At 71.3% G+C, this 26,396-nt stretch carries 22 protein-coding genes and 2 tRNA genes; 14 read left to right on the forward strand and 10 right to left on the reverse strand.

Annotated features, from left to right (window positions below; all coding sequences use genetic code 11):
• Positions 1–300: 300 nt before the first annotated feature.
• From L2C96_RS19870 to L2C96_RS19890, 5 genes are all read right to left on the reverse strand, one after another.
• Positions 301–1,053 (reverse strand): 16S rRNA (uracil(1498)-N(3))-methyltransferase, encoded by a 753-nt coding sequence (locus tag L2C96_RS19870; protein WP_237337304.1) that lies wholly within the window; start codon positions 1,051–1,053, stop codon positions 301–303.
• On the reverse strand, positions 1,053–2,216 hold the full coding sequence (gene dnaJ / locus L2C96_RS19875) for a molecular chaperone DnaJ (protein WP_020416603.1): 1,164 nt from the start codon (positions 2,214–2,216) through the stop codon (positions 1,053–1,055). The genes L2C96_RS19870 and dnaJ overlap by 1 nt, the downstream gene beginning before the upstream one ends.
• Before the next feature lie 36 nt (positions 2,217–2,252).
• Positions 2,253–3,278: a heat-inducible transcriptional repressor HrcA gene (gene hrcA / locus L2C96_RS19880; RefSeq protein WP_017981227.1), complete on the reverse strand. Its 1,026-nt coding sequence runs from the start codon at positions 3,276–3,278 to the stop codon at positions 2,253–2,255.
• An 87-nt stretch (positions 3,279–3,365) separates the two neighbouring features.
• Positions 3,366–4,856 (reverse strand): CoA-acylating methylmalonate-semialdehyde dehydrogenase, encoded by a 1,491-nt coding sequence (locus L2C96_RS19885; protein ID WP_237337305.1) that lies wholly within the window; start codon positions 4,854–4,856, stop codon positions 3,366–3,368.
• Positions 4,853–6,151 carry an aspartate aminotransferase family protein gene (locus L2C96_RS19890; protein WP_020416601.1) on the reverse strand — a complete coding sequence of 433 codons (1,299 nt, stop codon included), beginning with the start codon at positions 6,149–6,151 and terminating at the stop codon, positions 4,853–4,855. The genes L2C96_RS19885 and L2C96_RS19890 overlap by 4 nt, the downstream gene beginning before the upstream one ends.
• 101 nt (positions 6,152–6,252) lie before the next feature.
• Between L2C96_RS19890 and L2C96_RS19895 the strand changes: the two genes are divergently transcribed.
• The 8 genes from L2C96_RS19895 to L2C96_RS19930 all read left to right on the forward strand — a co-directional run bounded on the left by L2C96_RS19895 (position 6,253) and on the right by L2C96_RS19930 (position 15,202).
• On the forward strand, positions 6,253–7,869 hold the full coding sequence (locus L2C96_RS19895; protein ID WP_237337306.1) for a PucR family transcriptional regulator: 1,617 nt from the start codon (positions 6,253–6,255) through the stop codon (positions 7,867–7,869).
• Between the two features lie 35 nt (positions 7,870–7,904).
• On the forward strand, positions 7,905–8,273 hold the full coding sequence (locus L2C96_RS19900) for an SSI family serine proteinase inhibitor (RefSeq protein WP_017981223.1): 369 nt from the start codon (positions 7,905–7,907) through the stop codon (positions 8,271–8,273).
• A 162-nt stretch (positions 8,274–8,435) separates the two neighbouring features.
• On the forward strand, positions 8,436–10,001 hold the full coding sequence (locus L2C96_RS19905; RefSeq protein WP_020416599.1) for an NCS1 family nucleobase:cation symporter-1: 1,566 nt from the start codon (positions 8,436–8,438) through the stop codon (positions 9,999–10,001).
• A complete protein-coding gene (locus L2C96_RS19910; protein WP_237337307.1) occupies positions 9,952–10,794 on the forward strand; it encodes a nitrilase-related carbon-nitrogen hydrolase in 843 nt (280 codons plus the stop codon). Before L2C96_RS19905 ends, L2C96_RS19910 begins: the two co-directional genes overlap by 50 nt.
• A gap of 10 nt (positions 10,795–10,804) precedes the next feature.
• Complete coding sequence (hydA, locus tag L2C96_RS19915) at positions 10,805–12,190, forward strand: dihydropyrimidinase (RefSeq protein WP_237337308.1); 1,386 nt, start codon at positions 10,805–10,807, stop codon at positions 12,188–12,190.
• A gap of 9 nt (positions 12,191–12,199) precedes the next feature.
• Positions 12,200–13,195, forward strand: a complete 996-nt coding sequence (locus L2C96_RS19920) for a TIGR03842 family LLM class F420-dependent oxidoreductase (RefSeq protein WP_237337309.1) — start codon at positions 12,200–12,202, stop codon at positions 13,193–13,195.
• A gap of 90 nt (positions 13,196–13,285) precedes the next feature.
• Entirely contained in the window at positions 13,286–14,254 is a 969-nt protein-coding gene (locus L2C96_RS19925) for an alpha/beta hydrolase (protein WP_237337310.1), read from the forward strand.
• Positions 14,255–14,266: 12 nt separating this feature from the next.
• The gene (locus L2C96_RS19930) at positions 14,267–15,202 is read left to right on the forward strand and encodes a helix-turn-helix domain-containing protein (RefSeq protein ID WP_020416594.1); all 936 of its coding nucleotides are present in this window, start codon (positions 14,267–14,269) and stop codon (positions 15,200–15,202) included.
• Here the strand turns inward: L2C96_RS19930 and L2C96_RS19935 are convergent.
• The gene (locus L2C96_RS19935; RefSeq protein WP_237337311.1) at positions 15,184–16,416 is read right to left on the reverse strand and encodes a serine hydrolase domain-containing protein; all 1,233 of its coding nucleotides are present in this window, start codon (positions 16,414–16,416) and stop codon (positions 15,184–15,186) included. The genes L2C96_RS19930 and L2C96_RS19935 overlap by 19 nt on opposite strands.
• A 60-nt stretch (positions 16,417–16,476) precedes the next feature.
• Here L2C96_RS19935 and L2C96_RS19940 point away from each other — a divergent pair, with 60 nt between their 5' ends.
• From L2C96_RS19940 to L2C96_RS19960, 5 genes are read left to right on the forward strand one after another with little or no spacing between them, the layout of a single operon-like run.
• Positions 16,477–17,469 carry a LacI family DNA-binding transcriptional regulator gene (locus L2C96_RS19940; RefSeq protein WP_237337312.1) on the forward strand — a complete coding sequence of 331 codons (993 nt, stop codon included), beginning with the start codon at positions 16,477–16,479 and terminating at the stop codon, positions 17,467–17,469.
• Positions 17,470–17,496: 27 nt separating this feature from the next.
• On the forward strand, positions 17,497–18,780 hold the full coding sequence (locus L2C96_RS19945) for an ABC transporter substrate-binding protein (protein WP_237337313.1): 1,284 nt from the start codon (positions 17,497–17,499) through the stop codon (positions 18,778–18,780).
• Positions 18,781–18,789: 9 nt separating this feature from the next.
• Positions 18,790–19,677 (forward strand): carbohydrate ABC transporter permease, encoded by an 888-nt coding sequence (locus tag L2C96_RS19950; protein WP_237337314.1) that lies wholly within the window; start codon positions 18,790–18,792, stop codon positions 19,675–19,677.
• Positions 19,670–20,491, forward strand: a complete 822-nt coding sequence (locus L2C96_RS19955; RefSeq protein WP_237337315.1) for a carbohydrate ABC transporter permease — start codon at positions 19,670–19,672, stop codon at positions 20,489–20,491. Before L2C96_RS19950 ends, L2C96_RS19955 begins: the two co-directional genes overlap by 8 nt.
• 11 nt (positions 20,492–20,502) lie before the next feature.
• A complete protein-coding gene (locus tag L2C96_RS19960) occupies positions 20,503–22,044 on the forward strand; it encodes an FAD-dependent oxidoreductase (RefSeq protein WP_237337316.1) in 1,542 nt (513 codons plus the stop codon).
• Between the two features lie 169 nt (positions 22,045–22,213).
• Here the strand turns inward: L2C96_RS19960 and L2C96_RS19965 are convergent, their stop codons facing one another.
• Positions 22,214–22,774 (reverse strand): TetR/AcrR family transcriptional regulator, encoded by a 561-nt coding sequence (locus tag L2C96_RS19965; RefSeq protein ID WP_237337317.1) that lies wholly within the window; start codon positions 22,772–22,774, stop codon positions 22,214–22,216.
• Between the two features lie 128 nt (positions 22,775–22,902).
• On the opposite strand from L2C96_RS19965, the gene L2C96_RS19970 reads away from it, so the two are divergent.
• Complete coding sequence (locus L2C96_RS19970; protein ID WP_237337318.1) at positions 22,903–24,471, forward strand: GMC oxidoreductase; 1,569 nt, start codon at positions 22,903–22,905, stop codon at positions 24,469–24,471.
• A gap of 145 nt (positions 24,472–24,616) precedes the next feature.
• Here L2C96_RS19970 and L2C96_RS19975 read toward each other — a convergent pair whose 3' ends face one another.
• The 3 genes from L2C96_RS19975 to L2C96_RS19985 all read right to left on the reverse strand — a co-directional run bounded on the left by L2C96_RS19975 (position 24,617) and on the right by L2C96_RS19985 (position 26,318).
• On the reverse strand, positions 24,617–25,807 hold the full coding sequence (locus L2C96_RS19975) for a cytochrome P450 (RefSeq protein ID WP_237337319.1): 1,191 nt from the start codon (positions 25,805–25,807) through the stop codon (positions 24,617–24,619).
• A gap of 359 nt (positions 25,808–26,166) precedes the next feature.
• Positions 26,167–26,241: transfer RNA gene (locus L2C96_RS19980), tRNA-Val, on the reverse strand.
• Between the two features lies 1 nt (position 26,242).
• Positions 26,243–26,318: transfer RNA gene (locus tag L2C96_RS19985), tRNA-Gly, on the reverse strand.
• Positions 26,319–26,396: the final 78 nt, after the last annotated feature.

Below are 26,396 nucleotides of genomic sequence, written 5' to 3' on the forward strand. Positions count from 1 at the left end.
AGACGCCGCGGGGCGGTGGAGCCTGGGGGTCGCTCCACCGCCTCCGCGGCTCCGCCGGACCGAGGGGGGAGGTGTCCGGCGGGGCTTTGGGCACCCGGGGGCGACCCCAGGTGTCGTGTGGGTCAGGGTAATGGGTGCGATGCCCGGCGCGCCACAGTCGACACCCAATTTTTTCCAGGTTTCGAAGACGGGCGGTACGCGAATCAGCCGTTGAGCCGCTTGCGGTGCGGTTTCCGTGATGTTCCGCCGAGGTGACCGGTTCCACGGTTCGCCCGGTCCGGCGACGACAGCGCGTGACGGTCAGGCCCAGCGGGACGTCATCGCGCCGAGTGCGCCCAGGGCCACCGCGGCCGCGGTGGACGTGCGCAGCACGGTCGGTCCCAGCCGGACCCCGATCGCACCCGCCGACGTCAGGGCGTCCACCTCGCCGTCGGTGATGCCGCCCTCCGGGCCGACCACCAGCAGCAGATCACCGGCGGCGGGCAGCGACAGCTCGGTCAGCCGCCGCGAAGCACTGCCCTCCAGCACCACCGCGCACGCCGCGTTGGCCGCCACCGCCGCCAGTTCGGCCGTGCTCACCGGCTCGCGCACCGGCGGCACCCACGCCCGCCGGGCCTGCTTGGCCGCTGCGCGGGCGGTGTTCTGCCAGCGGGCCAGCGCCTTCGCCCCGCGCGGGCCCTCCTCCCAGCGCACCACGCTGCGCTCGGCCCGCCACGGCAGGATCTCGTCCGCCCCCGCCTCCGTCGCCAGCTCCACGGCCAGCTCGCCGCGGTCGCCCTTGGCCAGCGCCTGCGCCACCACGACCCGCAGCGCGGGCGCGGCCTCCGTCCACCGCCGGGACACCTCCAGGTCCAGCACCGGTTCACGGCCCGGCCGGACCTCCGCGATCACGCACTCCGCGGCGGAACCCCGGCCGTCGGAGGCGACCAGCCGCTCCCCCGCGCGCATGCGCCGCACGGTCGCCGCGTGGCGGGCCTCCTCGCCGGACAACGCGAACCGCGAACCCGCCGGCAGCTCCTCGACCAGGAACACCGGCGGCGTGGTGGACGGCATTACTTGTGGCTCTTGGCGCGCAGCTTCGAGAACAGCCCGCCCTGGTGCCGCCCGTTGGACGTCACCCCGGCCTCCTCGCCGCGCAGCTGGGCCAGCTGCTGCAACAGCTCGCGCTGGGCTTCGTCGATCTTGGTCGGCACCGCGACGTCCACGTGGACGTGCAGGTCACCCCGCCCGTCGACCCGCCCGGACGAGCGCAGCCGCGGCATGCCCATCCCCGCCAGCACCAGCTCGGTGCCCGACTGTGTGCCCGGGTCCACCGACAGCTCGTACTCGCCGTCGATCAGGGTCTCCAGCGGCACCGTGGCGCCCAGCGCGGCCGCCGTCATCGGGATCCGCAGGTTGCAGTGCAGGTCGTGGCCCTCGCGCACGAACACCTCGTGCGGCTCCTCGTCGACCTCGATGTAGAGGTCGCCGGCCGGGCCGCCGCCGGGGCCGACCTCGCCCTGGGCCGACAGCCGGATCCGCATTCCGTCGCCGACACCGGCCGGGATCTTCGCGGTCACCGAGCGGCGGGCGCGCACCCGGCCGTCGCCACCGCACTGGCGGCACGGGTCGGTGATGACCTCGCCGAAGCCGCGGCACACCGGGCACGGCCGCGAGGTGACGACCTGGCCGAGGAAGGACCGCTGCACGGACTGGATCTCACCCTGCCCGCCACACGTGTCGCAGGTCTTGACGGTGCCGCCGGGGGCGGTGCCGTTGCCGTGGCACTGGTCGCACAGCACCGCGGTGTCGACGGTGATCTCCTTGTCGACCCCGGTCGCGCACTCTTCGAGGCTGAGGCTGATCCGGATCAGCGCGTCCGAGCCGGGCTGGACGCGGCTGCGCGGACCGCGCCCGCGGCCGCCGCCGGTGGCCGCGCCGAAGAAGGCGTCCATGATGTCGCCGAGACCGCCGAACCCGCCGAACGGGTCGCCGCCGCCACCACCGGCGCGGGCCCCGTTGTCCAGCGGATCGCCGCCGAGGTCCACGATCTTGCGCTTCTGCGGGTCCGACAGGACCTCGTACGCCGTGGTGACCTCGCTGAACTTGTGCTGGGCGTCCTCGGACGGGTTGACGTCGGGGTGCAGCTCGCGGGCGAGCTTGCGGTAGGCGCGCTTGATCTCCTGATCACTCGCGTTCTTGGGCACCCCGAGGATGCCGTAGTAGTCCCTGGCCACCTTCTGAACCGTCCTCCTAGACAAGCATCGCCCTGGCTAGCCGCCGGCCAGGATCTGCCCCACGTAGTTGGCCACCGCGCGCACCGCCGCGATCGTGCCGGGGTAGTCCATCCGGGTCGGACCGACCACACCCATACCGCCGAGCAGCATGTCGTTCTTGCCGTAGCCGATCGACACGACCGAGGTGCTGCGCATCTGCTCGTCTTCATTCTCTTCACCGATGCGGACGGTGACCGCACCGGGGTTGCGCGCCGCGGCGAGCAGCTTGAGCACCACGACCTGTTCTTCGAGCGCCTCGAGCACCTGGCGCAGCGACCCGGGGAAGTCGGCGACGCTGCGGGTGAGGTTCGCCGTGCCGCCGAGGACCAGCCGTTCCTCGGGGTGCTCCACCAGGTGCTCGACCAGCAACGTGCAGATCCGCACGAGGGCGTCGCGCAGCTCGCCGGGCGCCTGGTCGGGCAGTTCGGTGACCCGGGTGGCCGCGTCGGTGAGGCGGCGGCCGGCCAGCGCCGCGTTGAGCATCTCGCGGATGCGGGCGACGTTCTCCTCGGTCATCACGTCGCCGAGGTCGACGGTGCGCTGGTCGACGCGCCCGGAGTCGGTGATGATCACCAGCATCAGGCGGGCCGGTGTGAGCGGCACCACTTCCAGGTGGCGCAGCGACGAGTTCGACATCGTCGGGTACTGGATGACCGCGACCTGCCTGGTCAGCTGCGCGAGCAGCCGCACCGAGCGGCGCAGGACGTCGTCCAGGTCCAGCGCCCCGTCGAGGAAGCTGATGATGGCCCGCCGCTCGGCCGGGCTCAACGGCTTGACCTCGGACAACTTGTCGACGAAGAGCCGGTAGCCCTTGTCGGTGGGAATGCGGCCGGCGCTGGTGTGGGGCTGGGTGATGTACCCCTCCTCCTCCAGCACCGCCATGTCGTTGCGCACCGTCGCGCTGGACACGCCGAGACTGTGCCGGTCCACGAGCGCCTTGGAGCCGACCGGCTCGTGGGTGGACACGTAGTCCGCGACGATGGCGCGCAGGACCTCGAAGCGACGCTCCTCCGAGCTGGGCACGCCTCACCTCCGAACTCCTACGGCGGGTATCTCACCACGAGTTTACGGAAGGCGCGGGCGGCGTGTCCCAGCTCGGTGAGCGGGCGCTCAGGAGTTGCGCGGGAAGCCCAGGTTCACCCCGCCCTGCGACGGGTCCGGCCAGCGCGACGTGATGACCTTGGTCCGGGTGAAGAAGTGGAACCCCTCCGGCCCGTAGGCGTGGCTGTCGCCGAAGAGGGAGTCCTTCCAGCCGCCGAACGAGTAGTACCCGACGGGCACCGGGATGGGCACGTTGAGCCCGACCATCCCGACTTCGACCTCGTTCTGGAACCGCCGCGCGGCGCGGCCGTCGTTGGTGAAGATCGCCGTCCCGTTGCCGTAGGCGTTGGCGTTCACCAGCGCCAGCGCGTCGTCGTAGCTGCCGGCGCGGACGACCGACAGCACCGGTCCGAAGATCTCGTCCGTATAGATCGACATGTCGGTGCGCACCCGGTCGAACAGCGTCGGCCCGAGCCAGAACCCGCCGCCGGGCACGGAAACCGACCGGCCGTCCACCACGAGCGACGCCCCCGCGGACACGCCGGCCTCCACATAGGACTGCACCCGGTCGCGGTGCGCCGCGGTCACCAGGGGGCCCATCTCCGATTCCGGTGACCGCCCGTCGCCGACCGTCAGCGAACCCATCCGCGAGGCGATCTTCGACACCAGCTCGTCGCCGACCGGGTCGACGGCGACCACCACGGACACCGCCATGCACCGCTCCCCCGCCGACCCGAACCCGGCCGACACGGCGGCGTCCGCGGCGAGGTCGAGGTCGGCGTCGGGCAGCACGACCATGTGGTTCTTCGCCCCGCCCAGCGCCTGCACTCGCTTGCCGTGCGCGGTGGCGGTCTCGTAGACGTACCGCGCGATCGGCGTCGAGCCGACGAACGAGATCGCCTTCACCACCGGGTGCGTCAGCAGCCCGTCGACCGCCACCTTGTCCCCGTGCAGCACGTTGAGCGCCCCGTCCGGCAACCCGGCTTCGGCGAACAGCTCGGCGATGAACAGCGACGCCGACGGGTCCTTCTCGCTCGGCTTGAGCACGACCGTGTTGCCGCAGGCCAGCGCGTTGGGCACGAACCACAGCGGCACCATCGCCGGGAAGTTGAACGGCGAAATCACCCCGACCACGCCGAGCGGCTGCGCGATCGAGTACACGTCCACCCCGGTGGAGGCGTTCTCGCTGAACCCGCCCTTGAGCATCTGCGGCGCGCCGCAGGCGTACTCGACGTTCTCGATGGCGCGCGCGATCTCACCGGCCGCGTCCGAGAGGACCTTGCCGTGCTCGGCGGTGATGATCGCCGCCAGCTCGTCCTTGCGCTCGGTGAGCAGCTCGCGGAACCGGAACAGCACCCGCGACCGGGCCGCGAGCGAGGTGTCCCGCCAGCCGGGGAAGGCGCGCGCGGCCGCCGCGACGGCCTCGTCCACCTGCCCGCCACCGGCGAAGTCCACGCGAGCGCGCACTTCACCGGTGGCGGGGTCGAACACCTCCCCGGTCCGGTCCGCGACCCCAGCCCAGCTCTTGCCGTCGATCCAGTGGCTGATCCGCTGCGTCACTTCCGCGCCTCCTGCACGGCGGCGATCGACTCCCGCAGGATTTCGAGCGCTTCGCCGGTCTCGTCGTCGGTCAGGGTCATCGGCGGCGCCAGCCGGATCACGTTGCCGTGCAGCCCGCCCTTGCCGACCAGCAGACCACGGGCGCGGGTCTCCTCCAGCACCAGCCGCGCGGCCTCCGGGCTCGGCGCGCCGTCCGGCTCGACCAGCTCGACGCCGATCATCAGTCCCTTGCCGCGCACGTCGCCGACGACGTCGTAGCGCTCGGCGATGTCGCGCAGCCCGGTCAGCAGCCGCGCGCCCTGCTTCGCGGCGTTGCCCTGGAGGTCGTGGCTGAGCAGGTAGTCCAGCGTCGCCTTCGCGCCCGCGGTGGACACGGGGTTGCCGCCGAAGGTCGAGATCGAGTTCGCGGTGATGGAGTCCATCAGGTCGCCGCGCGCCACGACGCCGCCGATCGCCAGCCCGTTGCCGAGGCCCTTGGCGAACGTCATCGCGTCCGGGGTGACGCCGTGCGCCTGGATGCCCCAGAAGTGCTCGCCGGTGCGGCCCCAGCCGGTCTGGACCTCGTCGGAGATCAGCAGGATGCCGTACTCGTCGAGGACCTCCTTGAAGGCGGCGAACAGCCCGTCCGGAGGCACGTTGAACCCGCCGACGCCCTGGATCGGCTCGGCGATCAGCGCGGCCACGTCGCCCGACGTGGTGGTCTCCAGGACGTCCCGCAGGTCGTCGGTGCAGGCACGCACGTAATCGGCGTCGGACAGGTCGCGGAAGGCGTCCCGGTAGCGGTAGCCGCCCTGGACGTAGGAGACCTTGACCGGGGACAGCGAGCTGGCCGACCAGCCGCGGTTGCCGGTGATGCCGATCGTGGCGAACGCCCGGCCGTGGTAGCTGTTGCGCATCGCGAGCACCTGGTTGGAGCGGCGGTACTGGGTCGCGAGCATCAGCGCGGTCTCGTTGGCCTCGGTGCCGGAGTTGGTGAAGAACACCTTCGCGTCCGGGATGCCGGACAGCTCCGCGATCTGCTCGGCGAGTTCGACCTGCTTGCGGATCAGGTACAGCGTCGAGGTGTGCAGGACGCCGGAGTCGACCTGGGCGCGGATGGCGTCGGAGATCTCGGCGACGTCGTAGCCGATGGCGTTGGTGAGGATGCCGGCGAAGAAGTCCAGATAGGTGGTTCCGGAGGAATCGGTGACCCGCCTCCCCTGCGCTCGCACGATCTCCAGGGGCTCGTCGTAGTACAGGGCCAGCCAGTTCGGCAGGACCGCCCGGTGCCGGGCCAGCAGCTCCGATTCGCTCATGCCCGCCAGTCTCGGTGGCCGCCGCGCCCGGCCACCACACACAACATGTACCCAATGGCCCGATCGGCCGTACAGTCTGCTTTCTGCGGAGGTGGTGGCGCTTGTACCCGACGGTCGCGGACGTGCTGGCCCTGCCGGTGCTGCGGCACGGCCGCCCGAAGGTCGTGGCCGGCGGGCAGAAGCTGGACACCCGGGTGCGGTGGGTGCACGTCGCCGAGGTCGCCGACATCGGGCACCTGCTCAAGGGCGGCGAGCTGGTCCTGACCACCGGGATCGCGCTGCCGGACGACGCCGCGCAGCTGGCGAAGTACGTGGACGGGCTCGCCGAGGCCGGGGTCGCCGGACTGGTGGTCGAGCTGGTCCGGCACTGGAGCGACGCGCTGCCGCGGGCGCTGGTCGACGCGGCCGCGCGGCACGAGCTGCCGTTGATCACCCTGTCCCGCGAGACGCGGTACGTCGCGGTCACCGAGGCGGTGAACGGGCTGATCGTGGACGCCCAGGTCGCCGAGCTGCGGGCCGCCGAGCACGTGCACCAGGTGTTCACGCAGCTCACCGTCGCGGGCGCGGAGCCGGCCGAGGTGCTGCGCGAGGTCGCGCGCATGACCGAGTCGCCGGTCGTTTTGGAGACCCTGGCCCACGAGGTGCTCGCCTACGACTCCGCCGGCGCCGATCCGGCCGAGCTGCTGACCGGCTGGCCGTCCCGCTCCCGCACCGTGCACCTGGGCGAGCGGACCGGCTACCACGCCGACGCGGGCTGGCTGGTCACCGTCGTCGGCGCCCGCGGGCACGACTGGGGACGGCTGGTGGTCGTGTGCGACGAGCCGCCGCCGGACCGGCACGTCGTGGTCGCCGAGCGGGCGGCGTCCGCGCTCGCCGTGCACCGGCTGGTCGCTCGCGAGGCGGACAGCCTGGAGCGACAGGCGCACCGGGCCGTGCTCGCCGAGCTGATGACCTCGCCCGCCCCGTCCACCGAGCTGCTCGCGCGTGCGGCCGCGCTGGGCTCGCCGTTGTCCGGGCGGCTGGTGGGCGTCGCGGTCCGGCCCCGGATGACCGCGTCGCCACGGCATGCGGCGTCCGCGCCGACGGTGTTGCGGGACCTCGCCGAGACCGTCTCCCTGGCCACCCGCCGGGCGAAGGTGTCCGCGCTCGTGGCGGTCGTCGACGACGTCAGCGTGCGCGCGTTGTTGTCGCTCTCGCCGCAGGCAAACGTCGACGCGGTGCTGCGGCGGCTGTCCGCCGAGCTGCGGGCACGGCCGACGTCGGTGCCCACGGTGCTGGCGGTCGGCACGGTCGTGGACAGCGCCGCCGACGCCCGCCGCAGCCTGGTCGAGGCCGCCCACGTCGCCGCGGCGGCGCTGCGCTCGGACACCGACCGCGAGGTGCACCGGCTGCAGGACGTCCGGTTGCGCGGCCTGCTGCACCTGCTCGCCGACGACGAGCGTGTGCGGGCCTTCGCCGAGCGCGAGCTGGGCCCGCTGCTGTCGCGGGACGCGGCGTCGGGCACCCGGCTGGTCCAGGCCCTGCGGCACTACTGCGAGCACGGCGGCAACAAGTCCGCGGCGGCCGCGGCCGCGCACACCTCCCGCACCGCCTACTACCAGCAGCTCGCGCGCATCGAGCAGGTGCTCGGCGTGCCGCTGGAGGACCCTGAATCGATGCTGTCGCTCTACCTCGCGCTGCTGGCCCATGATCTTTCCGACGATCACCCGAACCGGTAACACAGATCCGGGCTGGACCGGCCGATAGCCCCGATATGCCTTTTTCCGCCCTACTCCCCGCCGCGGCGTCGGTGCTGGCCCTGGCCGCCCCGCCCGCCCAGACCCCCGCGGCCAGCCTGATGCTCTCCCTGCAGGACGGCGCGGGCCGGGTCGTCACCGTGAGCCTGGACTGCCACCCGGCGGGCGGCAGCCACCCCGGCAAGACCAAGGCCTGCGCCACGCTGACCACTGTGGACGGCGACATCGAGCGCATCCCCGGCGAGGCGACGGTGTGCCCGATGATCTACAGCCCGACCACGGCCACCGCCAAGGGCCACTGGCGCGGCAAGCCGGTGGTCTACACCCACACCTTCGGCAACAAGTGCGCCGCGGCCGCCGAGTCCGGCGGGGTCTTCGAATTCTGAGCCCGTGTTTCGCGTAGGTTGACCGGCTGTCACAACCGGCTTTCACATCCGGGTGATGCACCGGCCCGCGCCGGGCGCAATCGACACAATGCGTTCCGACGCGGGCAACGGTGAACACTCTGACAGTGCCTCCCCCGCCGCGGGGACGAGCAGGATTCCGCAATGGAACCCACCTCGCAGATCACGCGACCGGACGGCCGGGTGGATCTCAGCGACACCGCGCCGATCCGGGGTAGCCGGTTCTTCAACGACGAGCTCGCTCCGGTGCCCGTCGAAAAACGCACCTGGAGCACCTACAACTATTTCGCCCTGTGGATGGGAATGGCGCACAACATTCCCAGCTACGCGCTCGCCGCGTCGTTGATCGCGCTGGGGATGAACTGGCTCCAGGCGCTCATCACGATCACCCTGGGCAACCTGATCGTGCTGATCCCGATGTTGCTCAACAGCCACGCAGGCACCAAGTACGGAATCCCGTTCCCGGTGTTCGCGCGTGCCTTCTACGGAATACGGGGAGCGAACCTGGCCGCGCTGCTGCGGGCGTTCATCGCGTGCGGCTGGTTCGGCATCCAGACCTGGGTCGGTGGTGAGGCGATCTACATCCTGGTCGGCAAGCTGACCGGGTCGGGGTGGCGCAATGCGGCCGAGGTGGGCGGCCAGCCGTGGACGCTGTGGCTGTCGTTCGGCATCTTCTGGGTGGTCCAGATGCTGATCATCTGGCGCGGGATGGAGGCGGTGCGGCGGTTCGAGAACTGGACCGCGCCGCTGGTGTCGGTCGGGTTCCTGATCCTGCTCGCCTACGTGCTGATCAAGGCGGGCGGCCTCGGTCCGATCCTGTCCGAACCGGCGCAGCTCGGCTGGGGCGCCGACTTCTGGAAGATCTTCGCGCCGTCGCTGATGGCGATGATCGCGTTCTGGTCGACGCTGTCGCTGAACATGCCGGACTTCACCCGCTTCGGCGGCAGCCAGCGCAAACAGGCCCGCGGCCAGGTGCTCGGCCTGCCGACCACGATGACGTTCATAGCGATCGTGGCGATCCTGACCACCTCCGGCGGCCAGGTGCTCTACGGCGAGGCGATCTGGGACCCGGCGCAGCTGGCCGACCGGTTCTCCAGCCCGGCGCTGGTGGTGGTGGCGCTGATCGCGCTGGTGCTCGCCACGATCTCGGCGAACCTGGCGGCGAACGTGGTCAGCCCGTCCTACGACTTCTCCAACGCCTTCCCCAAGCGGATCACCTTCGCCGTCGGCGGCCTGATCACCGGCGTGATCGGCGTGGTGATCATGCCGTGGAAGCTCTACTCCGACCCCGACATCTACATCTTCGCCTGGCTGGGCTTCTACGGCGGCGTGCTCGGCGCGGTCGCCGGGGTGCTGGTGGCCGGGTACTGGGTCGTCAAGCGCACCAACCTGGACCTGGCCGGGCTCTACGCCGAGGGCGGGCGGTACTGGTTCCGCGCCGGCTGGAACTGGCGCGCGCTGGTGGCCACGGCCGTCGGCGGGGTGCTCGCGGTCGGCGGCGCCTACACCGCGCCGGGTTCGCAGGGGCCGTTCCCCGCCGACGGGCTGATCCCGTTCCTCAAGCCCGTCTACGACTACAGCTGGGTCGCCGGTCTGGCCGGCGCCTTCGTCGTCTACCTCGCCCTGTCCTGGGCGCACCGTCAACCGAAGGAGGAAACCCGTGAGCAATCTGGTCCGAGCCGCGTTGGTACAGCAGCGGTGGACGGGTGACAAGGACTCGATGATCGCCGGCGCGGTCGACGCGATCGGCACCGCCGCCTCGCAGGGCGCGCAGGTCGTGTGCCTGCAGGAACTGTTCTACGGTCCGTACTTCTGCCAGGTGCAGGACGCCGACTACTACTCCTACACCGAGGGCATCCCGGACGGCCCCACGACGAAGCTGCTGCAGGAGGTCGCCGAGCGGCACGGCATCGTGATCGTGGCGCCGATGTACGAGGAGGAGCAGGCCGGCGTCTACTACAACACCGCCGCCGTGATCGACGCCGACGGCAAGTACCTGGGCAAGTACCGGAAGAACCACATCCCGCAGGTCAAGGGCTTCTGGGAGAAGTTCTACTTCCGGCCCGGCAACACCGGCTACCCGGTGTTCGACACCGCGGTCGGGCGCATCGGCGTCTACATCTGCTACGACCGGCACTTCCCGGAGGGCTGGCGCGCGCTGGGCCTGGCCGGGGCGAAGATCGTGTTCAACCCGTCGGCGACCAGCCGCGGCCTGTCGCAGTACCTGTGGCGGCTGGAGCAGCCCGCCGCGGCCGTGGCGAACGAGTACTACGTCGGCGCGATCAACCGGGTCGGCGTGGAACCGCTGGGCGACAACGACTTCTACGGCCAGACCTACTTCGTCGACCCGCGCGGCGAGCTGGTCGGCGACGCAGCATCGGACACCGAGGACGAGGTCGTGGTGCGGGACCTGGACATGGACAAGCTGTCCGAGGTGCGCAACCTCTGGCAGTTCTACCGGGACCGCCGCCCGGACTCCTACGACCCGCTCGTGGCGCCCTGAGGGAGAACGCATGCGCACGCTGATCAAGGGCGGCACCGTGCTGTCCACCACCGGGGCGAGCCGCGCGGACGTGCTCGTCGAGGGCGAGACGATCGCCGCGGTCGCCGCGCCCGGGCTGTTCGACACCGCCGACGAGGTGATCGACGCGACCGGGAAGTACGTGCTGCCCGGCGGGATCGACGCCCACACCCACATGGAAATGCCGTTCGGCGGCACGTTCTCGCACGACACGTTCGAGACCGGCACCACCGCGGCGGCTTGGGGCGGCACCACGACGATCATCGACTTCGCGGTGCAGCCCAAGGGTTCCACGCTGCAGCCGACGCTGGACAAGTGGCACGAGAAGGCCGACGGAAACTGCGCCGTCGACTACGGGTTCCACATGATCCTGTCCGACGTCAACGACACCACGCTCAAGGAGATGCAGGCCTGCATCGACGCCGGGGTGTCCAGCTTCAAGATGTTCATGGCCTACCCGGGCGTGTTCTACTCCACCGACGGCGAGATCCTGCGCGCGATGCAGCAGGCAACCGAAACCGGTGCCACGATCATGATGCACGCGGAGAACGGCATCGCGATCGACCAGCTGGTCGCGCAGGCGCTCGCCGAGGGCAAGGGCGATCCGGTGCAGCACGGGCTGACCCGGCCGCCGGAGCTGGAGGGCGAGGCGACGTCGCGGGCGATCCGGCTCGCGCAGGTGACCGGTGCGCCGCTCTACATCGTGCACCTGTCGGCGTCGCAAGCGCTCGCGGCCGTCGCGGAAGCGCGGAACACGGGGCAGAACGTGTTCGCCGAAACCTGCCCGCAGTACCTGTACCTGTCCATCGAGGACCTGGCCAAGCCGGACTTCGAGGGCGCGAAGTACGTCGCTTCCCCGCCGCTGCGGGAGAAGTGGCACCAGGGCGACCTGTGGCGCGGGCTGCGCACGAACGACCTGAGCGTGGTGTCTACCGACCACTGCCCGTTCTGCTTCAAGGACCAGAAGGAGCTCGGCCGCGGGGACTTCTCGAAGATCCCCAACGGCATGCCGGGTGTCGAGCACCGGATGGACCTGCTGCACCAGGGCGTGGTGGCCGGCGAGATCTCGCTGGGCCGCTGGGTCGAGGCGTGCTCGACCACCCCCGCGCGCATGTTCGGCCTGTACCCGCGCAAGGGCGTGATCGCGCCCGGCTCGGACGCCGACATCGTGGTCTACGACCCGGCGGCGAAGCAGACGTTGTCCGCCGAGACGCACCACATGAACGTGGACTACTCGGCGTACGAGGGCTTCGAGATCACCGGGAAGGTCGAGACCGTGCTCTCGCGTGGCCGGGTGATCGTGTCGCCGTCCGGGTTCTCCGGCAGCGCCGGGCACGGGAAGTTCCTGTCCCGGGACCTGTGCCAGTACCTGAACTAGGGAGCCGTCATGGACTTCGGTGTGGTGCTGCAGACGGATCCGCCCGCGCGTGAGGTGATCCGGCTGATGAAGGCGGCGGAGGACTGCGGGTTCGGCTACGGCTGGACGTTCGACTCCGTGGTGCTGTGGCAGGAGCCGTTCGTCATCTACTCGCAGATCCTGGCCGCCACGTCGGCGATGACGGTCGGGCCGATGGTCACCAGCCCGGGCACGCGGGACTGGTCGGTGCTCGCGTCGTTGTTCGCCACGCTCAACGACATGTTCGGCAACCGCACGGTGTGCGGGATCGGCCGCGGCGACTCGGCGCACCGGGTGATCGGCAAGCGACCGTCCACATTGGCCACGGTCCGGGACGCGATGCACGCGATCAAGGAGCTGGCCGAGGGCAGGGAGGTGGTGCTCGGCGACACCCCGGTGCGGATCCCGTGGGTGCGCGGCGGGCGGCTGGAGATGTGGATGGCCGGTTACGGGCCGAAGGCGCTGCAGCTGGCCGGTGAGCACGCGGACGGGTTCATCCTGCAGTGCGCCGACCCGGCGATCGCGGAGTGGACCATCGGCTCGGTCCGCGAGGCGGCCAGGGCGGCGGGGCGGGACCCGGCAGGCATCACGATCTGTGTCGCGGCGCCCGCCTACGTCGGGGACGACCTGCCGCACCAGCGCGACCAGCTGCGGTGGTTCGGCGGGATGGTCGGCAACCACGTCGCCGACCTGGTCGCCCGCTACGGCGAGTCCGGCCCGGTGCCGCACGAGCTGACCGACTACATCCGCGAGCGGCAGGGCTACGACTACGCCCACCACGGCAAGGCGGGCAACCCGTCGACCGACTTCGTCCCGGACGAGATCGTCGACCGGTTCTGCCTGACCGGCCCCGCGGGGGCGCACGTGGCGCGGCTGCAGGAACTGGCCGCCCTGGGGGTCGACCAGTTCGCCGTGTACCTGATGCACGACCAGCGCGAACAGACGCTGCACGCCTACGGCGAGCAGATCATCGGCAAGCTGGGCTAGGCACCCGCCGGGTGGCGGGCAACACCCGCCACCCGGCGCGTGCCGGCCGGGTCAGGATGGTGTTCCCCACCGTCGTGACCAGGAGGCCCGATGACCACCAGCGCCCCGTACGGCCCGCCACCGGCGTTCGACCCCGAAGCCGCGGCCATGCTCGACGTCATCGCCGAGCAGGTCCCGCCCGCGATCCTGCCGGACATGATCCCCGCGATGCGCGAGGGCATGGGCGCACGCCTGCTCTCCGACGACGAGCTGAGCCAGGACGGCCGCATCGAACTGGTGGACCGTCGGGTGTCGGACGAGGTGTCCGTGGTCGTCGGCCGACCCACCGGGCTGCGCACACCCGCGCCCGGGATCTACTGGATCCACGGCGGCGGCATGGTCGTGGGCACCAACCGCGTCGGGCTCGACGAGCCACTGGCCTGGGCGCTGGAGCTGGGTCTGGTCGTGGTGTCGGTGGAGTACCGGCTGGCGCCCGAGCACCCGCACCCGGTGCCGGTCGAGGACTGCTACGCCGGGCTGCTGTGGACCCGCGAGCACGCCGCCGAGCTGGGCATCGACCCGTCGCGGCTGGTCGTGGCCGGGGGCAGCGCGGGTGGTGGGCTGAGCGCGGCCGTCGCCCTGATGGCGCGGGACCGCGGCGGTCCGCGGCTCGCGGGTCAGCTGCTGGTCGCGCCCATGCTGGACGACCGCAACGAGACCCCGTCGACGCACCAGATGAAGGGGCTCGGCGTGTGGGACCGCACGTCGAACGACACCGGCTGGACGGCGCTGCTCGGCTCCGCGCGCGGCGGCCCGGACGTCTCCCCCTACGCCGCCCCGGCGCGGGCCACCGACCTGTCCGGGCTGCCGCCGGCGTTCATCGACGTCGGCTCGGCGGAGTCCTTCCGCGACGAGGACGTCGACTACGCGCGGCGGATCTGGCTCGCGGGCGGGTCGGCCGAGCTGCACGTGTGGCCGGGCGGCTACCACGGGTTCGACTCGTTCGCGCCGCAGGCGGAGATCTCCCGTGCCGCGAAGGCCGCGCGGGTGCGGTGGCTGCGCCGGATCCTCGCCGAGTGACGCCATGGACCGGTGAGAGAGCTGGCAGGGCGGCTGGCCGCGCTCGACCCGGAGGCGGGCGCCGCGGTCAAGGTGATCGCCTACTTCGACCGCCTCGTCGACGGGCACGCCGGGCTGGAAGCGCTGGTCCGCGGCGCGGCCACCCTCGCCGGCTGCGCCGCCCGGCTGGAGGTGCCCGGCAAGCGGGTCCGGGTCTCGGCCGACGGGCGGCGCTCGGACCTGGACACCCCGGTCGATCCGGCTTGGCCCGGTGTGGACGGGCTGTGGCTGGAGCGGCCGGGCCCGCCCTCGGCGGTGGACGCGATGGTCCTCGAACGCGCCGCCGCCGCGATCCGGCTCGTGCTCGAGCGGGACCGGGTGCCGGAGCCCGTCGAGGTCGTGCTGGACGGCACCGCGTCCCCGCAGGCCAGGGAGAAGGCCGCGCGGCGGCTCGGACTGGGAGCGACCGCACGAGCCATCGCCTACGCGGACGGCACGGCCGGGGTGATGATCACTCCGCCTGCCGGGGCGCGCGCGGGCATCGGTCCCCTGGTGCCCGTGCTCGACCTGCCGTCGTCACTGGCCGCGGCCCGGACGGCGGTGCGGTTCACCGCCGAGGGCACCACCGAGGACCCGGGGCCGCGGGTGGTCCGCGCGGACGAACTGGGCGGGCTGGCGGTGCTCGCCGAGGCCGTCGGGCCAGGTAGCGAACCGGTGCCGGACGTGCGGTCCCTGGAGCGTGCGGCCGCCTCGGCGCCGTGGATGCTCGCCACGCTCGACGCCGTGGCCACCAGCGCCAGCCTGCGCGCGGCGGCCGCCGCACTCACCGTGCACCACTCGACGTTGCAGGACCGGCTGGCCCACGCGGAAACCCTGCTGGGCTGGTCGGTGCACGATCCGTCCGGTCGCCTGCGCCTGCAGCTCGCGCTGGCGCTGCGGCGGCTGCACCGTCAGTCGACGACCGCCTGATACACCAGCTGCCGCAGGTGCTGCCGGATCGGGTGGGTGCTGGACGGCAGCAGCTGCGTGAAGAACAACGCGGTGATCTCCGCGGCCGGATCGACCCAGAACGCGGTGCTCGCCGCGCCGCCCCAGGCGAACTCGCCCTCGCTGGACAGGGTTTTCGCCTTCACCCGGTCGGTCAGGACGGAGAACCCGAGCCCGAACCCGAAGCCGTGGAACGGCATTTCGGCGAACAGCGGCCTGCCGTAGGCCTCCAGGTCCACACCGCCGGGCAGGTGGTTGCTCGTCATCAGGTCGACGGTGCGCGGGCCGAGCAGCCGGACGCCGTCGAGTTCACCGCGGTTCAGCAGGAACTGGGTGAACCGGTGGTAGTCGGCGGCCGTGGACACCAGCCCGCCACCGCCCGACAGACAGGCGGCCTTCTCGAGCCCGGACCGCCCGAACGAGTCGTTGCGGACAGCCTTGCCGGTACTGGGATCCGGCACGTACAGCGCGGCGAACTTGTCCGTGGAATCGGTGGCGAAACCGGTGTTGCCCATGCCGAGGGGCTCGAAGACGCGCTGGGCGAAGAACTCGTCGAGCGGCTGCCCGGACACCACCTCGACGAGCCGGCCGAGGACGTCGGTGGCGACCGAGTAGTTCCACTCCGCGCCGGGCTGGAAGACCAGCGGCAGCTCAGCCCACCGCCGCGTGCACTCGGCCAGGTCGGCGCCGGGCGGGGTCCCCCACTCGAAGCCGTTGGCGCGGTAGATGGCGTCGACCGGGTGCGCGTGGTGGAAGCCGTAGGTGAGCCCGGCGGTGTGGGTGAGCAGGTGCCACACGCGGATCGGCTCGGTGGCCGGTTCGGTGAAAGGTTTGAGCGCGGAGCCCTTGACGTACACCCGCGGCTCGGCGAACTCGGGCAGCCAGCGGGCGATCGGATCGGTGAGTTCGAAGGCGCCCTCCTCGTAGAGCACCATCGCGGCGACGGACGTGACCGGCTTGGTCATCGAGAAGATGCGCCAGCGGGTGTCCACTTCGACCGGAAGGCCCGCTTCGACGTCCCGGTGCCCGCGCCGGGCGACGTAGGCGATCTTCCCCCGCCGCGCGACCACGGCCAGGTACCCGGGGAGCAACCCGTCGTCGACGTACCTGGCGAAGTGCCCGTCGATCCGGTCCAGCCGCCGCGCGTCGAACCCCACCTCGGCGGGGTCGGTGTCCACCTTCAGCTCCGTCGCCATGATCTCGTTCTACTCCAGCCGGGCTTGACAGACCAGATCTGCGGCTGACATCGTTTAGTTATGCGCATAACTGGCCAAGGCAGGCCACGCCGTGTCTCACAGGCGGACATCGCGCGCCGCGCCGGGGTCACCCAGGCGGCGGTGTCGCTGATCCTGCGCGACAAGGCGACGACGATCCCGGAGGAGACCCGGCAGCGGGTGCTCGCCATCGCCAGGGAGATGGGCTACCGCGCCGATCCGCTCGCGCGGCGCCTGGCCAAGGGGCGCAGCCAGCTGCTCGGGATCTTCACCTACGAGCGCGTGTTCGGTACCGCGCAGCGCAGCCTCTACCACCCGTTCCTGCTGGGCATCGAGGAAGCCGCCGAGGAGTCCGGGAACGACCTGCTGCTGTTCACCAGCGCCGCGATGTCCGGGCCGGTGCGCAGCATCTACGCCGGCGGCGAGAACAAGCTCCGCCTGGTGGACGGCGCCGTGCTGCTCGGGCGGGACGAGATCCCCGCCGACCTCGAGCAGCTGGTCGCCGAGGAGTACCCGTTCGTGTTCATCGGGCGGCGGTTCCTCGACGACGGGCGCGAGGTGCCCAACGTGTCGCCGGACTACCGGGGCGCGGGGCGGGTGCTGGCCGGCCGGATCGCCGCGCTCGGGCACCGGGAAATCCGTTACGTGGGCGCGAATTCCGGTCTGCCGGCCACCGCTGACCGGCTCGCCGGGCTGCGCGACGGCGACCTCACGGTGTCGGAGGCCTTCCCGAAGCTCGACGAGATCTCCCCCGCCTTCGTGCGGGAACTGCGCGAAAGCGGGGTCACCGCCGTGGTCGCGGAGAACGTCGACTACGCCGAGGCGGTGCGCGCGGTGGCCGTGGACCTGCCGATCGCCGTCGCGGGGATCTCCGAGGAGAGCGAAGACGACTTCTGGTCCGGCTACGGCATCCCCGGCCGGCTGGTCGGCCGCCGCGCGCTCGAACAACTGCTCGCCGCGCTGGACGGTGGCGGCACTGCGATCAGCACCGTCGACTGCCCGCAGCGCGAGGGGGCCACGCTCACCCGCGCCTGACACTGCCGACCCCAACGGAGAGGTTGCATGAGAAAGCGATGGGGGCGCCTGTTCGCCGTGTCCGCGGTCGCGTTGACCGCGGCCTGCGGGATCGGCGACCGAGCCGGCGCCGACACCGTCACCATGACGGTCTGGACGTCCAACCAGGAGCAGCTCGGCCTGCTCAACCGGCTCGCCGGGGAGTTCTCGGCCCAGCACGGCGGTACGCCGGTGCGGATCCAGACGGTGCCGCAGGCCGACTACACGACGAAGGTGTCCGTCCGGCTGGCCGGTGGCGACCCGCCGGACCTGGGCTGGCTCGGCGCGCCGGACGCGGTCGGCATGGCCGCCACCGAGGTGCTCGCCGACGTCGGGCCCGCCCTGCGCGCCGACCCCGCCTACCGGCTGGGCGACTTCGTGCCGAGCGCGTTCACGAACTGGCGGAACGGCGACGCGGTGTACGGGGTGCCGTTCTCCACCAGCCCGTTCTTCGTGGTCTACAACCGGGACTTCTTCGCCCGCGCCGGTCTGCCCGAACCCGCCGAGCTGGCCGCGCGTGGCGAGTGGACGTGGGACCGGCTGGCCGCCCTCGCGCGCGAGCTGCAGCCGACGTTGCCGGGCGGCAGCTACGTGTTCCAGAGCAACGAAGGCAGCCTGTACGGGCCGCTGCCGGTGTCGTGGCCGACGCTCGACCCGCTGCTACGGGCTTACGGCGCGCGCTTCGCTTCGGGCGATCAGTGCACAATGGACTCGCCGGAAGCCGTGCGGGCCATCGACACCCTGCACCGCATGGCGTTCACCGACAGCACCGCGGTGCCGCCCGGCGCGCAGGCGGACTTCTACGCCGGGAACGCCGCCCTGACGATCACCCAGCTCTCCCGGCTGTCCCAGCTGAAGGGCGCGAAGTTCCAATACGGCTTCGCCCCGCTCCCCGCCGGCCCCGGTGGGCAGCCGCAGGTGACCGGGCAGGCCGGGCTGGTGGTGTTCCAGCAGGCGCCGCACCGGGACCTGGCGATCGAGTTCCTCAAGTTCCTCACCAGCGAACGCTCGATGCGTGAGCTCGCCCGGTTCTTCCCGCCGCCGCGCCAGTCCGTGCTCGCCGACGCCACGCAGGTCTACACCGGGAGCGCACTGCCGCCGGACGCGATTACGAGCATCCTCGTGCCCGGCATCACCGAGGGGCAGGCGTTCCAGTACCCGCGGACGTGGCCGGAGATCAAGACCGCGGCGCAGCCGGTGTTCGACGAGCTGTGGTCACCAGGCGCGAACGTGCCTCAGGCGCTGTCCGAGCTGTGCGGCGAGGTCGGCCCGCTGCTGCGCGAGAAGAGTTAGGGAGGGATCGTGGTCGCACGGCGACGCGTCCGCGAGACGCTGACCGGTTACCTGCTCATCACCCCGCAGATGATCGGGTTCACGCTGTTCGTGCTGGTCCCGCTGGTGTCCGTCGTGGTCCTGTCGTTCACCCACACGGACCTGCGCTCGGGCGTGTCGAAACCAGCGGGCTGGGAGAACTACCGGGAACTGCTCACCGGGGACGCCACGTTCTGGCACTCGCTGGCGGTCACCGGGGTGTTCGCGCTCGGGCTCGTGGTGATCAACGTGGGGTTGTCGCTCGGCCTCGCGCTCGTGCTCCACCGGCGCCCGCCGGGAGCCGAGGTGTTCCTCACGCTCGCCTTCCTGTCCGTCATCACCTCGCAGGCGGCGTGGGCGCTGGTGTGGCGGTTCCTGTTGCAGGGCAAGGGCGGCGGGGTCAACGAGTTCCTCTCGGTCTTCGGCATCACCGGCCCGAACTGGCTGTTCGAGGCCCAGCCGTCGCTGGTGGCGGTGACCGTGGTGGCGGCGCTGAAGACGGTCGGGCTGAAGGCCGTGATCTTCCTCGCCGCGTTGCGCAACATGCCGTCGGAGACCCTGGAGGCGGCACGGCTGGACGGCGCGAGCGAGTGGCGGGTGACCAGGCACATCGTGCTGCCGCTGATCGCGCCCACCACGCTGGTGGTCGTGCTGATCACGTTCATCGGGTCGTTCCAGGTGTTCGACTACATCCAGCTGATGACGCACGGCGGGCCGGCGCACGCGACGTCGGTGCTCGCCTACTACCTGTACGAGCAGGCGTTCCAGCTGTTCCGGACCGGTTACGCGAGCGCGATCGCCGTCGTCCTCTTCGGACTGACGCTGCTCCTGGCGGCGGCGCAGTGGTGGGCGCGCAGGAAGTGGGTGCACAGTGAGTAGCCGGGTACTGCGGTACGCCTTCCTCGTGGTGCTGTGCGTGCCGCTGGTGTTCCCGTTCCTGTGGATGATCACCAGCGCGCTGAAGCCGCCCGGGGACGTGCTCGCGTCGCCGCCGCAGCTCATCCCCCGCGACATCACGCTGGGCAACATCCGGGACGTCTTCGCGTTCCAGCCGTTCGCCCGGCAGATCTACAACAGCCTGTACATCGCCGTGCTGGTCGCGTTGTTCACGTGCGCGCTGTCGCTGCTGTCCGGCTACGCCTTCGCGCGGCTGCGCTTCCCCGGCCGCAACGTGATCTTCTTCCTGTTCCTGAGCGCGCTGATGCTGCCGGTCGAGGTCACGCTGATCCCGAACTTCACCCTGATGAAGGACCTCGGGCTGGCCGACACGCACGTGCCGCTGCTGGCGCTGCCGGTGTTCGGCGCGACCGGGGTGACCGGGATCTTCCTGATGCGCCAGTTCATCCAGTCGATCCCGGTCGAGCTGGAGGAGGCGGCGATGATCGACGGGATGGGTCGCGCGCGGATCCTCTGGCACCTGATCCTGCCGCTGACCCGCCCGATGCTCGGCACGATCGGCATCATCGCGTTCCTGTACAGCTGGAACTCGTTCCTGGAACCACTGGTGTTCGTCAACCGCAGCGAGCTGTACACGGTGCCGCTCGCGCTGACCGCGCTGACCGACACCAGCGGAAACCCGTTGTGGGGACCGCAGATGGCGGCGACGGCGATCTCGACCGTGCCGCTGGTGATCGCCTACCTGGTGGCGCGGCGGCAGATCACCGAAAGCCTCGCCCAGACGGGCGTGAAGTGAGAGGGAGGGCAATGCGTTCCGACTGCGAGGTGCTGGTCGTCGGTGGCGGTTGCGGCGGGGTGGCCGCGGCCCTGTCGGCGGCGATGCTCGGCAGGCGGGTGGTGCTGACCGAGGCGACCGGGCGGCTCGGCGGCCAGCTGACCACGCAGGCGGTGCCGCCTGACGAGAACGCGTGGGTGGAGACCTTCGGGGCCACCCAGTCGTACCGGCTGATGCGGTCCCGGGTGCGGGACCGGTACCGGGCGGACCCCCGGCTGGGCGCCGAGGCGCGCGCGGTGCGGGAGCTGAACCCGGGCGAGGGCTGGGTGAGCGCGCTGTGCGCGGAGCCGGTGGTCGTGGGCGAGGTGCTGGACGAGCTGCTCGCGCCGCTGGTGCGCGCGGGGAACCTGGAGATCCGGTACCACCACACGCCGGTCGGCGCGGTGACGACGGGCGACCGGGTGGACGCGGTGGAGTTCGCGTCGCCGGAGGGTGTGGTGTCGCTGAGCGCGTCGTACGTGATCGACGCGACCGAAGAGGGCGATGTCCTGCCGCTGGCGGGGTGTGAGCACGTGCTCGGGTCGGAGAGCGCGGACGAGACGGGCGAGCCGCACGCGCTGGACGGGCCGGCCGATCCGTTCGACCAGCAGGCGCTCACCTGGTGCGCCGCGCTGGAGTGGGACCCGGACGGCTCGCACGTCGTGCCGCGCCCCGACGACTACGACTTCTGGCGCGGTTACCGGGCGCCGTTCTGGCCCGGCCCGCAGCTGGGGTGGGCAACGCAGGAGCCGGAGACGGGCGAGCCGTTGAGCCGCCCGTTGTTCGGCGAGGGACAGGACCTGTGGCGGTTCCGGCGGATCCGGAGTGGACGGTTGTGGGATCCGCCGCGGCCGGATGTGACTCTGGTGAACTGGCCGCAGATCGACTACTGGCTGGCGCCGGTGACCGGGGTGGCGCCGGAGGAGCGGGCGGCGCGGCTGGCGCAGGCGCGGTCGCTGACGTTGTCGTTCGTGCACTGGCTGCAGACCGAGGCGGGGTATCCCGGTCTGCGCCTGGCCGGGGAGCCGCTGGGCACCGCGGATGGGTTGGCGCTCGCCCCGTACGTGCGGGAGAGCCGCCGCATCCGGGCCGAGTTCACGGTGCTGGAGCAGCACGTCGGCGTGGAGGCGCGTGCCGGGATCGGGCAGGCCGAGCAGTTCGCCGACAGCGTGGGGATCGGTTGCTACCGGATCGACCTGCACCCGAGCACCGGGGGCCGCGGGTACCTCGACATCGCCTGCCACCCGTTCCAGATCCCGCTCGGCGCGCTGCTGCCGGTGCGGGTGGAAAACCTCCTGGCGGGCGGAAAGTGCCTCGGGGTGACGCACGTGACGAACGGTTGCTACCGGCTGCACCCGGTGGAGTGGAACACCGGCGAGGCGGCCGGAGCGCTGGCGGCGTTCGCGCTGGAGAACGGAGTGCCCCCGCGGGCGGTGCGCGCGCGGCCCGATCTGCTGGCGGACTTCCAGGACCGTCTGGCAAAGCTCGGAGTGCCGCTGGACTGGCCGGAAGGGGTGCGCGGGGTGGTGCGGTGAGAGCCGCAAAGATCTGTCTTTCGGTAGATGTGCGACGGTTTGCGCCCTCCTAAACTGATCAGCAGAACCGAAGCCACAAAGGACAGAAGGAAGACCATGACCTCGCAGCAGTCCACGATCATTCCGCGCCGCACCGGCGATCTTGGCAACGGCGTGCGACCTGCACCGCTCAACGCACCGGCGCCACCGCGAAGAACCCATCCAGCACGACATCCACCACCCGCCGCACGGCGCCGTCCCGGTGCACCGCGGCCGATCCCGCCGCGACCGCCGCTTCCACCATTTCGAACACCAGCAACAGGTCCGTCGGCTGCACGTCCGCGCGCAGCTGCCCATCGGCTTGCGCGCGCCGGAAAGCCGGGGTCAGGATCGTGATCAACGCGTTCGCCTTCTGCTGCTGGTAGCGCACCGGCAGCTCCCGGAACAGGCGGACCAGCGGTCGCCGGGAAACCTGCATGGCCAGCACCATCGCCAGCAGTTCGCGGAACGGACGGGGTGCGGCCTCCTGCTGCTTCACCATCCGGCGCAGCGCCCGCAGTTGCTGCGCCGCCACTGCCAAGCCGAGCGCGCGGCGGTCGGGGAAGTGCCGGTAGACCGTCGCGCGGCCCAGGCGCGCCCGGCGGGCGATCTCCTCGAGCGGGACGACGTCCACGCCCTCCGCGAACGCCTCGTCGGCCACGCGCAGGATCGTCTCGCGGTTGCGCAGGGCGTCGCTGCGGTGCGGGCTCAACTCCGGCGACCTCGCATCAGCCGGATGCTACTGGCGAGTAGTGAGATCCGCAAATCGTTCCATGTCTCGGTTCACCTCCCTAAACTCCCGCCCGTCACCGAACCCGCACCGACCGCAACGGAGGACCCATGCCCGCTCTGAGCCGCCGCACCGTGATCAAGGGGGCGGCCGCCGCCACGGGCCTGACCCTCCTGCCGGGCGCCGCGTCCGCGAGCCGCGTGCCGGTCACCCGCGAGGAGCACCGGGTGGTGGTCATCGGCTCCGGCTTCGGCGGCGGCGTGACCGCCCTGCGGCTGGCGCAGGCCGGGGTGCCCGTGCACGTCCTCGAACGCGGCATCCGCTGGCCAACCGGACCGAACGCCGAGACCTTCCCCCACCCGACCGCGCCGGACAAGCGGATCTTCTGGCTCGGCTCGGAGCCCAACCTGTTCGGGCTCGTGTCGTTCCCGTTCGAGCGCTACACCGGACTGCTGGAACGCGTGCCGGGCAACGGCATGGACATCATGTGCGCGGCGGGCGTCGGCGGTGGATCACTGGTCTACCAGGGCATGACGCTCCAGCCGACGGAGGAGGTGTTCAACGCCAACTTCCCCGAGCAGCTCGACTACGCGCGCATGGACCAGGTGTACTACCCGCGGGTGGCGAGCATGCTGCGCATCGCCACCGCACCGGACGAGCTGATCGCCGGCCCGACCTACGCGGCGGCGCGGATCTTCGCCCGCAACGCCCGGGCGGCGGGCCACTCGGTCGAGAAGATTCCGATGCCGATCGACTGGAGCTACGCCCTCCGCGAGCTGAAGGGCGAGATGAAACCGTCCTACACCAACGGCGACTGCGCGTTCGGCGTCAACAATGGCGGCAAGCACTCGGTCGACGTCACCTACCTGGCGGCTGCCGAGGCCACCGGCCGCTGCACCGTCGCGACCCTGCACAACGTCACAGATGTGGCGATGGCTCCCGACGGGCGCTGGCTGATCCACGTCGACCGGATCAACACGGGCGGCGTGGTGCTCGAAAAGAAGGTCCTCACCGCGAACGCGCTCGTGATGGCGGCCGGCACGGCGAACACCACCAAGCTGCTGATGCGCGCCGGCGCCACCGGCGGGATCCCGGACCTGCCGGACGGCCTCGGCACCAATTGGGGCTCCAACGGCGACCAGATCTACACGTGGACCAGCCTCGCCGACGACTTCGGCTCCCCGCAGGGCGGCCCGGTCATCTACGGCAGCAAGGAGTGGTCCGACCCGGCACTGGCGAACACGGTCATCCAGGCGTCCATCCCGCCGCTGCCGAACCTGCGCACCACGATGCTCGTCGGCTACGGCGTGAGCGCGGGGCGCGGCCACTTCGTCTACGACCCGGTCAAGGACGACGCCGTGCTGCAGTGGCCGGGCAACGCGGACGCCAAGGTGGCGCAGCGCATCCACGAGCGGATCACCGACATCGGCGGAGCCGCCGCGGTCAAGCTCAACACCACGACGCTCGTGCCGAGCACGTGGCACCCGCTCGGTGGCGCGTCGATGGGCACGGTCTGCGACCTCGCCGGCCGCGTCCTGGGCCACCGCGGACTCTACGTACTCGACGGCGCCCTGATGCCGGGCAACACCGCCGCGTGCAACCCGTCCATGACCATCGCCGCCGTCGCCGAACGAGCCCTGGACGAGATCGTCGCCCAGGACGCGGGCACTGTCTTCTGAGGAGGCCGATGAAACACCCCGCCCGCCCGCGACGATGCTCGCCAGCGCCGTGCCCATGGAAACGCCACCCTCGAGCTCAACACCACCACGCTCGCGCTGAATACCTGGCGCCCACTCGGCTACGCATCCGTCACTGTGCCACTGATCAATCCCAGCTGACCGGCAGCCGGTGCACGCCGTAGATGTTCATGTCGTGCCGCAGCGGCACCTCGTCGGCCGGGACGGCCAGGCGCAGCGTCGGGAAGCGGGCGAAGAGCGCGGGGATGGCGACGCGCATTTCGACGCGGGCCAGCTGCTGTCCCAGGCACTGGTGGATGCCGTGGCCGAAAGCCAAGTGCCCGGCGGCATGCCGGCGCAGGTCGAGCGTGTCCGGCTCCGGGAACCGCTCCGGGTCGCGGTTGGCGGCGTGCGCGGCGATGGTGACGGTCTCACCCGCTCGGATCACCTGACCGTCCAGCTCGACGTCCTCCAGCGCGGCGCGGACACCGGTGTGAGCGATGGTCAGGTAACGGAGCAGCTCTTCGACCGCGCTGTCCGCCAGGGCAGGGTCGTCGCGGAGCGCGGCGAGCTGGTCCGGGTGGCGCAGCAGCGCGAAGGCGCCCAGCGCGATCATGTTGGCGGTGGTGTCCAGGCCGGCGCCCAGCAGGAACGTGCCGATGCCGGACAGTTCCTCGTCGCTCAGGACGCTCGTGGTGAGGTCGCCGAGCACGTCGTCAGTGGGCTCGGCGCGCTTGGCGAGTACCAGGTCCCGCAGGTAGTCCTGCAGCGCGCCGTACGCGGCGAACTGCTCCTCCGGCGTGCTCTTCGGGGCCATCAGCGCCGTCACCTGGGTGTGGAAGAACTCGCGGTCGGTGTAGGGCACACCGAGCAGCTCGCAGATCATCACCGCGGGCACCGGGCGCGCGTAGGCCTGGACCAGGTCCACCGACGGGCCGTGCTGCGCCATGGCATCCAGGTGCTCGGCGGTGACCTCTTCGACCCGATCGGTGAGCTGGCGCATCCGGCGGACGGTGAACTTCCCGGCGAGCAGTTTGCGGTAGCGGGTGTGCTCGGGCGCGTCGATGCCGGTGAGGTCGCCGACCGGTGCCGGCGGGATGTCGCCGTCCAGGCCGGGGAGCGGGTAGTGCATGAGCTCGTACCGCGAGGTGAACCGCGAGTCGCCGAGCACGGCGCGGGCCTGGGCGTGACCGGTGACCAGCCAGCCGCGGTGCCCGTCGGGGTATGACATGCGCACGAGGGGCCACCGCGCCCGGATCTCACCCAGCTCGGCGGGCGGGTCGAAGGGACAGCCGGTGGGACGGGCGGTGGGCAGCGAGGTGAGTTCGTCCTGTTCCATGACCGCAGCCTGCGGGCGGCCGGTTTCACCGCGGCTTCAGGACGGTTTCGGCGCCGAAGTGCCGCGACGCGGCAGCGCCTGGCACCGGCGAGGCCGTGGGCCTGCAGTGACCGGGCCGCACACGCTTCCGGCCCGCCGGACCGGACAGATGATCGAATCGCGGTGGGCACGGCTCTGTGCCGGCTGCACAGGGTGACCCTGGCGATGGCGTCGGAGAAAGTCCCACTGCTTCCCGCGCCGAGGACCCGGCAGGGCTGCCGGTGCGCTTCACCGCGGCGTCCGTGCCCCCCGAAACGAGAACGGCTGCCGCGCTCAAGCGTGGCAGCCGTTCCCGGAAAGCCGATGTCCACAAGGGACTGTGGTGCGCGATACTGGGATTGAACCAGTGACCTCTACCGTGTCAAGGTAGCGCTCTCCCGCTGAGCTAATCGCGCGTGGAGCGGACGACGGGATTCGAACCCGCGACCCTCACCTTGGCAAGGTGATGCGCTACCAGCTGCGCTACGTCCGCGTGTGGCGCCGGGTTCCGGCGCCGGAAGAGAGAATAGCCGACGGGCCGGCCGGCCTCGCAACCACCCGGCGTAACCGG

This window comes from Amycolatopsis tucumanensis, assembly GCF_021654135.1.
In the GTDB taxonomy this organism is placed as follows: Bacteria; Actinomycetota; Actinomycetes; order Mycobacteriales; family Pseudonocardiaceae; genus Amycolatopsis_E; species Amycolatopsis_E tucumanensis.